This window comes from Micromonospora inositola (assembly GCF_900090285.1).
GTDB classification, from domain to species: domain Bacteria; phylum Actinomycetota; class Actinomycetes; order Mycobacteriales; family Micromonosporaceae; genus Micromonospora; species Micromonospora inositola.
Genome location: NZ_LT607754.1, coordinates 4,198,167 through 4,210,914, shown reverse-complemented (window position 1 = coordinate 4,210,914; position 12,748 = coordinate 4,198,167). Strand labels below are relative to the sequence as shown.

10 protein-coding genes are annotated in these 12,748 nt (G+C 68.4%); all 10 read right to left on the bottom strand.

Features of this window, described 5'->3' with window-relative positions:
* Positions 1-33: 33 nt before the first annotated feature.
* Positions 34-1,296 carry a multiple monosaccharide ABC transporter permease gene (gene mmsB, locus GA0070613_RS20130; RefSeq protein ID WP_172875856.1) on the bottom strand — a complete coding sequence of 421 codons (1,263 nt, stop codon included), beginning with the start codon at positions 1,294-1,296 and terminating at the stop codon, positions 34-36.
* 13 nt (positions 1,297-1,309) lie between these two features.
* Positions 1,310-2,836 carry a multiple monosaccharide ABC transporter ATP-binding protein gene (gene mmsA / locus GA0070613_RS20125; RefSeq protein ID WP_089013712.1) on the bottom strand — a complete coding sequence of 509 codons (1,527 nt, stop codon included), beginning with the start codon at positions 2,834-2,836 and terminating at the stop codon, positions 1,310-1,312.
* An 87-nt stretch (positions 2,837-2,923) separates the two neighbouring features.
* On the bottom strand, positions 2,924-4,051 hold the full coding sequence (chvE, locus tag GA0070613_RS20120) for a multiple monosaccharide ABC transporter substrate-binding protein (RefSeq protein WP_089013711.1): 1,128 nt from the start codon (positions 4,049-4,051) through the stop codon (positions 2,924-2,926).
* 39 nt (positions 4,052-4,090) lie between these two features.
* Positions 4,091-5,596 carry an L-arabinose isomerase gene (gene araA, locus GA0070613_RS20115; protein WP_089013710.1) on the bottom strand — a complete coding sequence of 502 codons (1,506 nt, stop codon included), beginning with the start codon at positions 5,594-5,596 and terminating at the stop codon, positions 4,091-4,093.
* A 26-nt stretch (positions 5,597-5,622) separates the two neighbouring features.
* On the bottom strand, positions 5,623-6,300 hold the full coding sequence (locus tag GA0070613_RS20110) for an L-ribulose-5-phosphate 4-epimerase (protein WP_089013709.1): 678 nt from the start codon (positions 6,298-6,300) through the stop codon (positions 5,623-5,625).
* Positions 6,297-7,955: a ribulokinase gene (gene araB / locus GA0070613_RS20105; RefSeq protein WP_089013708.1), complete on the bottom strand. Its 1,659-nt coding sequence runs from the start codon at positions 7,953-7,955 to the stop codon at positions 6,297-6,299. Before araB ends, GA0070613_RS20110 begins: the two co-directional genes overlap by 4 nt.
* Positions 7,952-9,049, bottom strand: a complete 1,098-nt coding sequence (locus GA0070613_RS20100) for a LacI family DNA-binding transcriptional regulator (RefSeq protein ID WP_231929296.1) — start codon at positions 9,047-9,049, stop codon at positions 7,952-7,954. Before GA0070613_RS20100 ends, araB begins: the two co-directional genes overlap by 4 nt.
* Positions 8,968-9,981 (bottom strand): galactofuranose ABC transporter, permease protein YjfF, encoded by a 1,014-nt coding sequence (gene yjfF / locus GA0070613_RS20095; RefSeq protein ID WP_089013707.1) that lies wholly within the window; start codon positions 9,979-9,981, stop codon positions 8,968-8,970. Before yjfF ends, GA0070613_RS20100 begins: the two co-directional genes overlap by 82 nt.
* Positions 9,978-11,084: an ABC transporter permease gene (locus GA0070613_RS20090; protein WP_089013706.1), complete on the bottom strand. Its 1,107-nt coding sequence runs from the start codon at positions 11,082-11,084 to the stop codon at positions 9,978-9,980. Before GA0070613_RS20090 ends, yjfF begins: the two co-directional genes overlap by 4 nt.
* Positions 11,081-12,646: a sugar ABC transporter ATP-binding protein gene (locus GA0070613_RS20085; protein WP_089013705.1), complete on the bottom strand. Its 1,566-nt coding sequence runs from the start codon at positions 12,644-12,646 to the stop codon at positions 11,081-11,083. Before GA0070613_RS20085 ends, GA0070613_RS20090 begins: the two co-directional genes overlap by 4 nt.
* Between the last annotated feature and the right edge of the window lie 102 nt (positions 12,647-12,748).

The following is a 12,748-nucleotide window of genomic DNA, read 5'->3' as shown; positions in this document are numbered from 1 at the left end:
GCTGGAAACCGACGCCACGCTCGATGGGCGCGGCTAACGTGCGGCGCCGGCCCGCCGCTTGGTCCACACGTCGAACGCGACGGCGGCGAGGAGTACCAGGCCCTTGACCAGCATCACCTGCTCACTGGGAGCCCCGATCAGGGACATGCCGTTGTTGATGACGCCCATGATGAGGCCCCCGGTGATCGCGCCGACGACCTTGCCGACGCCGCCCTGGACGGCGGCGCCGCCGATGAAGGCTGCTGCGATGGCATCGAGCTCGAACTGGTTGCCGGCGGTCGGGCCGGCCTGGTTGAGGCGGCCGGCGAAGATGATGCCGGCGAGGGCGGACAGTACCCCCATGTTCACAAAGATCCAGAAGACGTTGGACTTGACCTTGACGCCGGACAGGACGGCGGCTTGCAGGTTTCCGCCGACGGCGTAGATCTGCCGGCCGAACACGGCCCGGTTCATCAGCAGGCTGTAGCCGAGCACCAGGGCGGCGAGCAGCACGAGGACCCAGGGCAGGTTGCGGAATCGGGCGAGCTGCACAACGATCCCGAGGACGAGGAACGCAGCGAGCGCGATCTTGGCGAGGAAAGTCGGCAGCGGATCGACCGCCTGGTGGTAGCCCAGCCGGGCGGCGCGGGTGCGCCACTGGGTGATGGCTATTCCGGCCACGGCCGTGATGCCGACGAGCAGGCTGAACAGGTCCGCACCGCCGAGCGGTCCGAGGCCGACGTTGCCGAGGTAGCCCTGGGTGAAGCCGTTGGACAGGGTGCGGATCTCCTCGGGGAACGGGCCGATGCCCTGGTTACCGAGCACGGTCAGGGTGAGCGCGCGGAACAGCAGCATGCCGGCGAGGGTGACGATGAACGCCGGAATCCCGAAGTAGGCGATCCAGTAGCCCTGCCAGGCACCGATGAGAGCGCCTGCGATGAGGGTGATGACCATGGCGAGCGGCCACGGTGCGCCCATGTTGACGGTGAGGACGGCGGTGATCGCGCCGGTGACCGCGACCACGGAACCGACCGACAGGTCGATGTGTCCGGCGATGATGATCAAGATCATGCCGATGGCGAGGATCAGGATGTAGGAGTTCTGAACGATGATGTTGCTGATGTTCTGCGGCTGCAGCATCGCGCCGTCGGTCAGCACGGTGAACAGCAACACGATCAGCGCGAACGCGACGTAGATGCCGGACTGACGCAGGTTGACGGTGAAGCGGCGTGGCGCGCGGCCGGCCGGTTGCCCCGGCTGGGCCAGCGTGGTGTCGGCCATCGCAAGGTCGGCGTTGGTGGGTGCGACGCTGGTCATGCTGGTCTCCCGTTTACTGTCTCTTGGTCATGTAATGCATGAGCCGCTCCTGCGTGGCATGCTCGCGGGGCACCTCGCCCGTAATCCGGCCGGCGGACAACGTGTAGATTCGGTCGCACAGCCCCAGCAGCTCGGGCAGCTCGGAGGAGATCACGAGCACGGCCCTACCCTCGTCGGCGAGCCGGTTGATGATCGTGTAAATCTCGTACTTGGCCCCGACGTCGATGCCCCGGGTCGGCTCGTCCAGGATCAACACGTCCGCGTCGGTGAACATCCACTTTGACAGGACGACCTTCTGCTGGTTTCCGCCGCTGAGTTTGCCGGTGACGCTGAGCACGCTGGGGGCCTTGATGTTCATGCTGGCCCGGTACTCGTCGGCGACCCGGTACTCCTCGTTGTCGTTGACCCATCCGCGCGTCGCCAGTTTGCCGAGCGCCGCGGCGGAGACATTGCGCTTGACGTCCTCGATCAGGTTGAGGCCGTACCGTTTCCGGTCCTCGGTGACGTACGCGATGCCGTGCCGGATGGCGTCGCGCACGGACTTCAGGTGGATGTCCCTGCCGTCCTTGACGACCCGCCCGGTGATGTTCGTGCCGTACGAGCGGCCGAACACGCTCATCGCCAGCTCCGTCCGCCCGGCGCCCATCAGCCCGGCCAGCCCGACGATCTCCCCGCGGCGCAGCACCAGGTTGGCGCCGGACACCACGACCCGGCCGTGCCGGGTCGGGCTGTGCACGGTCCAGTCCTCGACGCGCAGCAGCTCCTCGCCGATCTTCGGCGTGTGTGGCGGGAAGCGGTGGCTCAGGTCCCGGCCCACCATCCCGGAGATGATCCGGTCCTCGGTCACCTCGTCGGTGGCCATGTCGAGGGTCTCGATGGTGCGCCCGTCGCGGAGGATGGTGATGGCGTCCGCGATCGCGAGGACCTCGTTGAGTTTGTGCGAGATGATCACGCAGGTGATCCCCGCGTCACGCAGCCCGCGCAGTAGATCCAGCAGGTGCGCCGAGTCCTCGTCGTTCAACGCCGCGGTCGGCTCGTCGAGGATCAGCAGCTTCACCTCCTTGGAGAGCGCCTTGGCGATCTCCACCAGCTGCTGCTTTCCCACCCCGAGATCGATCACCGGGGTTACCGGATTTTCGGCCAGGCCCACCCGCGCCAGCAGCTGTGCCGCCTCGTGGTTGGTCCTGTTCCAGTCGATCAGGCCCCGATGGGCCCGCTCGTTGCCGAGGAAGATGTTCTCCGCGATCGACAGCTGGGGGCACAGCGCGAGCTCCTGATGAATGATGACGATCCCGCGGTGCTCGCTATCGCGGATGCCGGAGAACCGGCACGGCTCGCCGTCGAAGTAGATCTCGCCCTGGTACGTGCCGTGCGGGTACACCCCGGACAGCACCTTCATCAGCGTCGACTTACCCGCGCCGTTCTCGCCACAGATCGCGTGGACCTCCCCCCGGCGCACGGACAGGTTGACGTCCTGAAGCGCCATGACCCCGGGAAACGTCTTGGTGATGCCCTGCATCTGCAGGATGTGATCGCTCATCGCCGCACTCCCTTCGCCGGCACGTGTCCTACGGGGCTGAAGACTCCCGCCGCGCCGCCTTGTGGGCGCGGCGGGAGTCACCCCGGGTCAGCCCAGCTGCGCGCCGGTGTAGTAACCGGTGTCGACGAGCGCCTGCTTGTAGTTGCTCTTGTCTACGATGACGGGCTGCAGCAGGTACGACGGCACCACCTTGACCCCGTTGTCGTAGTCCTTGTCGTTGTTCACCTGCGGTTTGCTCCCCTTGAGCACGGCGTCGGCCATCTGCACCGTCACCTTGGCGAGCTCGCGGGTGTCCTTGTAGATCGTCGAGTACTGCTCACCCGCGATGATGGACTTCACCGACGCCAGCTCCGCGTCCTGGCCAGTGACGACCGGGTACGGCTGGCCGGCGGTGCCGTAACCGTTGCTCTTGAGGGCCGACAGGATGCCGATCGACAGCCCGTCGTACGGCGACAGCACCCCGTCGACCGTGGCGCCGCCCGTGTACGTCGAGGTCAGCAGGTCCTCCATGCGCTTCTGCGCGGTGGCCGGGTCCCAGCGCAGGATGGCGACGGTCTTGAAGTCCTTCTGGCCGCTCTTCACCACAAGCGCGCCCTTGTCGATGTGCGGCTGCAGTACGCTCATCGCACCGTTGAAGAAGAACGTGGCGTTGTTGTCGTCCGGCGAGCCAGCGAACAGCTCGATGTTGAACGGCCCCTTCGCCTCACCGGGCGAGCCGTCCGGCTTGAGCAGCTTGAGGCCCACCAGCAGCGAGGTCGCCTGCTGCACACCGACCTTGAAGTTGTCGAACGTCGCGTAGTAGTCGACGTTCGGGCTCTTGCGGATGAGCCGGTCGTACGCGATGACCGAGATGTTCTTGTCCTTCGCCTGCTGCAGCTGCGTGGTCAGCGCGGTGCCGTCGATGGACGCGATGATGAGCAGCTTGGCGCCCTTGGTGATCTGGTTCTCGAGCTGGTTGACCTGGGTCGGGATGTCGTTCTCGGCGTACTGCAGGTCGACCTTGTAGCCGAGCGCCTCCAGCTGCTTCTTGACGTTTTCGCCGTCGCTGATCCACCGCTCCGACGACTTGGTGGGCATGGTGACGCCGACCAGCGCGCCGGCGGTGTTGCCGGACTGCGCCTGCTGGTCGACGGTCTTGGTGCTGGAGCCGCAGGCGGTCAGGGCTGTGGCGAGCACGATGGCTGCCGCCGCCGACCCAAGCCGGGTGATGAGCATGAGGTCTCCTCTAAAACGGGGAATGGGGTAACGCCGGGTCTAGCGGCTGTGCATCAGCCGGTAGTAGGCCTGGTTCCAGCGCAGCCGGTCACCCAGGTCGGACGGGGTGGTGCGGTGGTCGATGAGCAGGAATTCGGTGTTCACCATGTCGGCGAAGTCCCGCAACGTTTCCGCGCCAACCGCCTGGGTCAGCACGGTGTGGTGCGGTCCGCCGGCCATGAGCCACGCCTCGGCGGAGGTGGACAGCGACGGGGCGGGCTTCCACACCGCGCGAGCGACCGGCAGGTTGGGCAGCGGCTCATCCGGCGGTGTCACCTCGACCGTGTTGGCGACCAGCCGGAACCGGTCGCCGAGGTCCGTCATGCCGATCACCACGCCGGCGCCCGGTGCGGCGTCGAACACCAGCCGTACCGGGTCCTCCCGGTCGCCGATGCTCAGCGGGTGGATCTCGCAGGACGGCTGGTCCGCGGCGATGCTCGGGCAGACCTCCAGCATGTGAGCTCCGAGGATCTTCGGCTCGCCCGGCCCCAGGTGGTAGGTGTAGTCCTCCATGAAGGAGGTGCCCCGCCCGCTGCCAGCACCCATGGCCTTGACCGCGGCGAGGAGAGCGGAGGTCTTCCAGTCCCCCTCGCCGCCAAAGCCGTAGCCGTCGGCCATCAGCCGTTGCACCGCCAGACCGGGCAGCTGCCGCAGGTCGCCGAGGTCCTGGAAGTTCGTGGTGAACGCGCCGAAGCCGCCTGCGGTAAGGAAGTCGCGCAGGCCGACCTCGATGCGCGCGGCGTACCGCAGGGACTCGTGGCGCTCGCCACCCCGGGCCAGTTCCGGTGCGAGGCGGTACGCGTCGGCGTACTCGACGACGAGCGCGTCGATCTCGTCAGCGGCGGCGCCGTCGACCGCGCCGGCCAGGTCATTGACGCCGTAGGTGTTGACCGAGACGCCGAACCGGAGCTCGGCCTCGATTTTGTCCCCTTCGGTCACCGCGACGTCGCGCATGTTGTCGCCGAAGCGTGCCAGGCGAAGCCCGCGCAGGTGGTCCACGCCGAGCGCGGCGCGGATCCAGCCGTCGAGTCGGGTGACCACCTCGGCATCGGAGGCGTGACCGACAATGGTCTTGCGGGTCACCCCGAGTCGCGTCTGGATGTAGCCGAACTCCCGGTCGCCGTGCGCGGCCTGGTTGAGATTCATGAAGTCCATGTCGATGGACGCCCAGGGCAGCGCCGCGTTGAGCTGGGTGTGCAGGTGCAGCAACGGTTTGCGCAACACGTCCAGCCCACTGATCCACATCTTGGCCGGTGAGAACGTGTGCATCCAGGCGATGACGCCCACGCAGCCGGGGTCCGCGTTGGCATCGAGCATCACGTGGCGGATCGCGGTCGAGTCGGTCAGCACCGGCTTCCAGACGATCTCGGCCCCGAGTTGACCCGAGGACACCAGGGTTCGCTGGATCTGCTGGGACTGGTCGGCGACCTGGTTGAGGGTGTCAGGTCCGTACAGGTGCTGGCTGCCGGTGAGGAACCAGACCTGGGGTTTTGGGGCCGATGCCATGCTGGGCTCTCCTGTCGGGGTGCGGCTCACGCCTGCCCGTAGACGTTCTGGTAGCGGTCGTAGAGGGCGTCGATGTCGCTCTGCCGCATCGGCAGCGGCGCGCCGAGCTGGCGAGCGATGTGCACGGTCCGGGCGACGTCCTCGCACATCACCGCGGCTTTCACCGCGGCCCGGGCGTTCGACCCGATGGTGAACACGCCGTGGTTGCGCATGAGAACGGCCGGCGAGCGGTGGGTGCGGAGCGTCGCCACGATGCCCCGGCCGATCGAGTCGTCACCGATGAGCGCGAACGGCCCGACCGGAATCTCGCCGCCGAACTCGTCGGCGATCATGGTGAGCACACACGGGATCGGCTCGCCCCGGGCCGCCCAGGCAGTCGCGTACGTGGAGTGGGTGTGCACGACGCCGCCCACGTGTGGCATGTGCTTGTAGACGTACGCGTGGGCGCTGGTGTCCGACGACGGTGACAGGTCCCCGTCGACGAGGTTGGCGTCGAGGTCGGTGATGACCATGTTCTCCGGGCGGATGTCGTCGTAGCTGATGCCCGACGGCTTGATGACCAGCAGGTCCGCGCCGGGTACGCGGGCCGAGACGTTGCCGGCCGTCCACACCACGAGTGCGTTGCGGGGCAGCTCGGCGTGCAACGCGGCCACCTGGTCTCGCAGCCCCCGGATGGTGGCGTGGACAGACTGGATCACGCTCATCGGGTCACCGCCGAACGCTGGATGGCGCGCAGCTTGCGCATGAGCTTGTTGTCGCCGCGGCCGAACTGGTCGTGCAGCCGGGTGTATTCGGCGAAGAGCTCGTCGTAGACCGCCGCGTCCGCCTCGTTCGGGCGGTACGCCGCCCGAACGACCCGTCCCATGCGGGCGGCTGCGGCACGCGCGTCGGGGTAGGCGCCGGCGGCGACTGCGGCGTGGATCGCCGAACCCAGCGCGGGTCCCTGCCCTGACGGGACCATGGACAGCGGTAGTCGGGTCACATCGCTGTAGATCTGCATGAGCATCGGGTTCTTGGCGAGTCCGCCCGCGACGACCAGCTCGGTGACCGGGACTCCGGCGTCGCGGAAGGTCTCGATGATGGTGCGGGTGCCGAAGGCCGTGGCCTCGATGAGCGCCCGGTAGATGTCCTCCGGCCGGGTGGCAAGCGTCTCTCCCACCAGCAGGCCGGACAGCTCGTGGTCGACGAGCACCGAGCGGTTGCCGCTGTGCCAGTCCAGGGCGAGCAGTCCGTGCTCCCCCACGCGCTGGCGCGACGCCAGTCTGGTGAGGTACTCGTGGACACTCAATCCTTCGGCCTGGGCCTGCGAGGTGTAGCTGGCCGGCACGTGCGTCCGTACGAAGTGCGCGAAGATGTCGCCCACACCGCTCTGGCCGGCCTCGTAGCCCCAGAGCCCCTTGACGATGCCGTTGTCCACTACGCCGCACATGCCAGGCACGACGCGTAGCTCGCGGCCGTTCATGATGTGGCAGGTGGAGGTGCCCATGATGGCGACCATCTGCCCGGGGTCGAGCGCGTTGGCTGCGGCTGCCGTGACATGGGCGTCCACGTTGCCGACCGCGACCGGAATGCCGGGGGGCAGCCCCGTCCACGTCGCGGCCTGGCCGGTCAGCGTGCCGGCGGCCTCCCCCAGCTGGCCGATGGGCTGGTCCAGCCTGGTCGCGACGAAGTCGGCGAACGCGGGATTGAGTTCGGCGAGGAAGTCCGGGCCGGGGTACTGCCCGTCCTGGAAGATGCCCTTGTAGCCGGCGGTGCAGGCGTTGCGGACGTAGCGGCCGGTGAGCTGCCAGACGATCCAGTCCGCTGCCTCCACCCATCGCTGCATGGCCGCGTAGATCTCCGGATCCTCCTCCAGCATCTGCAGCGCCTTGGCGAACTCCCACTCCGAAGAGATCACGCCCCCGTAGCGGGCCAGCCAGGGTTCGTTCCGCTTCACGGCGAGCTGGTTGATCCGGTCGGCGTGCGGCTGGGCGGCGTGGTGGCGCCACAGCTTGACGTAGGCGTGCGGCCGGTCGGCGAAGTGGTCCAGCTCGGACAGGGGTGTGCCGTCGGCCAGCGTCGGGACCATGGTGCAGGCGGTGAAGTCGGTACCGACGCCGATGACGTCGGCCGGGTCGATGCCCGCCTCCTGCACCGCCTGCGGCACCGCGACCTGCAGCACCTCGCGGTAGTCCTGAGGCACCTGCAGCGCCCATTCCCCGGGCAGCGCCTCGCCGGAGGGCAGGGCGTCGGTCACCACGGCGTGGGGGTACTCGTGCACGGCCGAGCCCATCTCGGCGCCGTCGGAGACCCGGACCACCAGGGCCCTTCCCGAGAGCGTGCCGTAGTCCACGCCCACCACGTACTTCTCTTCACTCATGTGCTGGTCCCTGTCGGTGGCGCGGTGCTCTGGCGCACCACGAGCTTGGGAATGACCAATGGCGAGGGCTGCAGGGCGTCGCCGTTGATCGCCTGCGTGATGACGTCGATCGCACGTCGACCGATGGCCTCGAAGTCCTGCTCGATCGTCGTCAGCGGCGGGATGAGGTAGGCGGCCTCGGGGACGTCGTCGAACCCGACGACGGAGATGTCCTCCGGCACCCGCCGGCCGCGCTCGTGCAGCGCACGGAGCACACCGATCGCCATCTGGTCATTCGCCGCGAAGACCGCGGTGGTCTCGGACATTCCGTAGATCCGCAGCCCTGCGGCATACCCGCTCGCGGAGCTCCAGTCGCCGTGCACCGGCTCGGCCGGGCGCAGCCCCGCCTCACTCATCGCCAGGCGCCAGCCCTCGACACGGGCGCGCGCCTCGGCCCAGTTGAGCGGACCGCTGACGTGCACGATCTCGCGGTGCCCGAGCTTCAGGAGGTGCTCGGTTGCCATCCGGGCGCCGAGCACCTGGTCGACGCCGACGCTGAGGGACGCCTTGGACAGGTCTCCCTCCACGACGACGAAGGGGACGCCGGAGCGCTGCTTGCGCACCACCTCGAGAGCCTCGTCGTGGCCGGCGATCATGACGATGCCCTCCACGCCGACCCGCATGAGGTGGTCGTTGGCGTCGTCGAGGGCCCGCCGCGTCACCTCGGACAGGCTCACGGAGGTGGCGAAGTACCCGGCGGCGCGGGCGGCGTCCTCGACGCTCCGATGGATACTCGTGGGACCGAACAACGTCCTGGCGGTGCCGATGATGCCGATCATCCCGGAGCGTCCGCGCACCAGGGCGCGGGCGGCGGTGTTGGGACGGTAGCCGAGGCGCTCGATGGCCTGTAGCACGCGCTTTCGTGTCTCCGGCTTGATGCTGGGCGACCCGTTGATGACCCGGGACACGGTCTGGTGCGATACGCCCGCGAGGCGAGCGACGTCGGCCATCACCGGGGCCTTGACAGCCTCCGTCACGGCTGCCTCCGCATGAAGACCCGCTGCATCACGATGAAGAGGAGCAGCAGCGTTCCGATCGCGATCTTTGTCCACCATGAGCTCAGCGTGCCTTGAAACGAGATCAGTGTCTGAATGACACCCAGGACGAGAACCCCGAGCAGCGAGCCGAGGACGTAACCGACGCCGCCGGAGAGCAGCGTGCCGCCGATCACGACGGAGGCGATGGCGTCCAGTTCCATGCCGACGGCGTGCAGGCCGTAGCCGGAGAGCATGTAGAGGGCGAGAAGAAGTCCGGCGATCGCGGAGCAGAGCCCGCTGATGACGTAGACGCCAACCTTTACCTTGGCGACCGGTAGGCCCATCAGCATCGCCGAGTTCTCGTTGCCGCCGACCGCGTACGCCGTACGGCCGAGCCGGGTTCGGTGCAGCACCCAGACGCCTACCGCCACGATGGCCAGGGCGATCACCACGCTCCAGGTGATCGAGACGTTGTCGGACAGCGGGATCGCCGCGGTGGCGAAGGTGCGGAAGGTCGGGTCCTTGATCGAGATCGACTCCACGCCGACGACGAAGCACAGGCCCCGGGCGAGGAACAAGCCGGCGAGCGTCACGATGAACGGCTGGATCTCGAAGTAATGGATGACCAGGCCCATGAGCAGGCCGAGCGTCGATCCCATGGCCAGCACCAGCAGCACCACGAGCGGCGCCGGAAGCCCAGCCCGCAGGCCGGCCGCGGCCACCATCGTCGACAGCGCGACAACCGCGCCCACCGACAGGTCGATGCCGCCGGTGACGATGACGAAGGTCATGCCGACGGCCAGGACGACGAGGAAGGCGTTGTCGATGAACAGGTTGGCCACGACCTGACCGGACAGGAACCCGTCGTAGCGGGCGGCGCCGACCCCGAAGAGAAGCACGAACAGCACGAACGTGGCGATCACCGGAACGACCCGGCCGGGTACCGACCGGCGACCCGGAAGCGTCCCGAGCGAAGCCTTGCCCTTGACGGGCGTTGCTGAGGTCGTCATGGCTGGGCCACCTTCTCCACCATCGCTGCAGTCAGGGTCTGCGTGTTCGGTCGGGCCGCGGGCTCGGCGTCAAGATCCGGGGGCGCGTGCCGTCGCCGGGTGCGACGAAGCAGGGCGGCCCGCGCCTTGGGCGCCTGCAGGAGGCACACGGCGATGACGACGACCGCCTTGAAGACGAGCGTGATCTCGGGCGCGATGCCCATGCTGTACACCGTCGTGACGAGCGTCTGGATGATCAGCGCGCCGAGCAGGGTGCCGGTGAGGCTGTAGCGGCCGCCGGCCAGCGAGGTGCCACCGATCACCACGGCCAGGATGGCGTCCATCTCGATCCAGAGCCCGGCGTTGTTGGCGTCGGCGGCGCTGACGTTCGAGCTGATCATCAGGCCGGCGACGCCCGCGCAGATCGCGGCGAACACGTAGACGGTCCACCGGATCGTGCGCGCGCGCAGGCCGGCCAGCCGGCTGGCCTCGGGGTTGATGCCGACGGACTCGATGAGCAGGCCCAGCGCCGTCCTTCTGGTCAGGAGGGCGACGAGCACGAACACGGCGACGGCGATGAGGATCGAGACGGGCAGCACCAGGAAGCCGGCGCCGACTGTGCGGAACGTCGGGTTGCGTACGGTGATGATCTGGCCGTCGGTGATGAGCATCGCGATGCCCCGCCCGGCCGTCATGAGCACGAGCGTCGCGATGATGGGCTGGATACGCAGGGCGGCGACGAGAAAGCCGTTCCACAGGCCGAGCACGGCGCACAGCGCCAACGCGATCCCCATGCCGGCCAGGGCGGCCCCGGCGCTGGTGGGGTCGGCCGCACCCGCGATATAGGAGCAGGTGACCGCACCGGAGATGGCGACGATCGCGCCCACCGACAGGTCGATCCCCCGCGTGGCGACGACCAGACACATGCCGAGCGCGATGAGCATGGTGGGCGCGCCGTTCTTGAGGATGTCGACGACGCTGCCGTAGAGGTGGCCGTCCTGAATCCGCAGGGCCAGGAACGACGGGCGTACGACCGCGTTGGCCGCCAGCAGCAGCACGAGGGTCACCAGCGGCCACAGCAGTCCGCTGCTACGGAACCGGTTCAGGGGGCGCGTGGAGGTCATGCCGCCACCGCCTCGGTACGCTCGTCCACGTGGGCGATGAGCCGCATGATGTCGTCCACGGTCGCGTGCTGGTCGAGCTCGGCGATCTTGGTGCGGTCCTTCATCACCACGATGCGGTGGCTGAGGCGCACGACCTCCTCGAGCTCGGCGGAGATGTAGACCACGGCCACGCCTTCCTGGGCGAGCTCGGCGACGAGCTTCTGGATCTGGGTCTTGGCCCCAATGTCGATGCCGCGGGTGGGCTCGTCGAGGATGAGCAGCTTCGGCTTGGTGACCAGCCAGCGGGCGAGCAGCACCTTCTGCTGGTTGCCACCGGACAGCTTGCCGACGAGCGCGTCGGGGTTCGTCGGCCTGATGTCCAGCGCTTTGATCCACTTCTCGACCACTTGGTCCTTGACCTTGCGAGGGATGGGCCGAGCCCAGCCGTTGGCGGCCTGCATGGCCAGGATGACGTTGTCGCGGATGCTGAGGTCGGCCAGCACACCCTCGCCCTTGCGGTCCTCGGAGCAGAAGGCAATCCCGGCGGCGATGGCGGCGCGGGGATTGCGCAGGTGCACCACCTTGCCGTCGACGGTCATCTGGCCGCTGTCCGGGCGGTCCGCCCCGAAGAGCAGCCGCGCGAGCTCGGTGCGACCGGAGCCGAGGAGTCCGGCCAGGCCCACCACCTCGCCGCGGTTGATCCGCAGGTCGAGCGGCGCGACCGAGCCCTTGCGCCCGACTCCGGTGGCCTGCAGCACGGGAACGGTGGAGGCCTCCTCACCGGCCTGTCCGGCGAGCCGCTCGACCTCCGCCAGCGCGCCGAGTTCTCGTCCGATCATGAGGGAGACCAGCTCGAGCCGGCTGAGATCGGCGGTGCGGTACTCCCCCACCAGCCGGCCGTTGCGCAGCACCGTCATCCGGTCGGAGATCTCGTAGACCTGCTCGAGGAAGTGGGACACGAAGAGGATGGCGACGCCCCGGTCCCGCAGCACGCGCATGATGCGGAAGAGTTCGGCGACCTCGTCCTGATCGAGGCTGGAGGTCGGCTCGTCGAGGATGAGGACCTTGGCGTCCACGGCGACCGCGCGCGCGATCGCCACGAGCTGCTGGATGGCGATGGGATGCTCGGCGAGGACGGATCCGGGGTCGATGTGGAGTCCCATGTCGGCGAGCAGCTCGGCGGCGCGGGCCCGGGTCGCCCTGCCGTCGATGGCGCCGAACCGTCGCAGCTCGCGGCCGAGCAGGATGTTCTCGGCGACCGTCAGGTTGGGGCAGAGGTTGACCTCCTGGTAGACGGTGCTGATCCCGGCGTCCTGGGCCTCGGCCGGGCCGGAGAACGACACCTCCCGCCCCTCGATGGTGGTGACGCCGGCGGTCGGGGTGTAGACGCCGGTCAACGCCTTGATGAGCGTCGACTTGCCCGCGCCGTTCTCCCCCATGAGGGCGTGCACCTCGCCGGCGAAGAGCCGGAAGTCCACCTCCTGCAAGGCCTTCACACCCGGGAACTCCACCGAGATCCCGCGCAGTTGTACGAGCGCGGGCGGTTCCGTCGCAAGGGGTGCCTGCTTCGCGTCCACCGACATCGTGGTCCTCCATCACGTGCTACGAGCCATGGCCGGCTGCGGTGCCGGACGCCGGGGTTGCGGCACCCCGCCATCCGCGGGGATGGCGGGGCGCCGGTGGGC

What these genes read in the sequence shown, in the direction of transcription:
- GA0070613_RS20100 (WP_231929296.1), bottom strand. Translation starts at nt 9,049, where the DNA reads ATGGTGGACAAAGATCGCGATCGGAACGCTGCTGCTCCTCTTCATCGT.
- araA (WP_089013710.1), bottom strand. Translation starts at nt 5,596, where the DNA reads ATGGCATCGGCCCCAAAACCCCAGGTCTGGTTCCTCACCGGCAGCCAG.
- yjfF (WP_089013707.1), bottom strand. Translation starts at nt 9,981, where the DNA reads ATGACGACCTCAGCAACGCCCGTCAAGGGCAAGGCTTCGCTCGGGACG.
- mmsB (WP_172875856.1), bottom strand. Translation starts at nt 1,296, where the DNA reads ATGACCAGCGTCGCACCCACCAACGCCGACCTTGCGATGGCCGACACC.
- araB (WP_089013708.1), bottom strand. Translation starts at nt 7,955, where the DNA reads ATGAGTGAAGAGAAGTACGTGGTGGGCGTGGACTACGGCACGCTCTCG.
- GA0070613_RS20090 (WP_089013706.1), bottom strand. Translation starts at nt 11,084, where the DNA reads ATGACCTCCACGCGCCCCCTGAACCGGTTCCGTAGCAGCGGACTGCTG.
- GA0070613_RS20110 (WP_089013709.1), bottom strand. Translation starts at nt 6,300, where the DNA reads ATGAGCGTGATCCAGTCTGTCCACGCCACCATCCGGGGGCTGCGAGAC.
- mmsA (WP_089013712.1), bottom strand. Translation starts at nt 2,836, where the DNA reads ATGAGCGATCACATCCTGCAGATGCAGGGCATCACCAAGACGTTTCCC.
- GA0070613_RS20085 (WP_089013705.1), bottom strand. Translation starts at nt 12,646, where the DNA reads ATGTCGGTGGACGCGAAGCAGGCACCCCTTGCGACGGAACCGCCCGCG.
- chvE (WP_089013711.1), bottom strand. Translation starts at nt 4,051, where the DNA reads ATGCTCATCACCCGGCTTGGGTCGGCGGCGGCAGCCATCGTGCTCGCC.